The 241-nt window shown below is 65.1% G+C and carries 1 protein-coding gene; it reads right to left on the bottom strand.

Features of this window, described 5'->3' with window-relative positions; all coding sequences use genetic code 11:
• Positions 1-241, bottom strand: a 241-nt coding sequence (locus ACCC97_RS28900) for a molybdopterin cofactor-binding domain-containing protein (RefSeq protein ID WP_413336419.1), incomplete at both ends; no start/stop codon positions are given.

Raw genomic sequence — 241 nt, 5'->3', positions numbered from 1 at the left:
CGGGACGCGCAGTTTGTGAGCAGCGATGGCGAGCACCTTCGCCTTGAGAATCTTCGCTGCGGCGGCTGCAGCCCCGCCGAGCATGATGGCCATGCGGCTTCCCACCGGGCTGTTGGTCGGCAGCGCGCTCAACGAGTCCGCGTGCAGCTCTCGGATGCTATCGGGGTGAATCTGCAGGACTTCGCCCACCACCGTCGAGACGAGTGTTTCATGCGCCTGCCCCGAGGTGGTAGTAGCGATC

Origin of the sequence: Variovorax sp. Varisp85, assembly GCF_047304045.1 — a bacterium.
Taxonomy (GTDB): domain Bacteria; phylum Pseudomonadota; class Gammaproteobacteria; order Burkholderiales; family Burkholderiaceae_C; genus Variovorax.
This window is presented reverse-complemented; position numbering and strand designations above follow the sequence as displayed.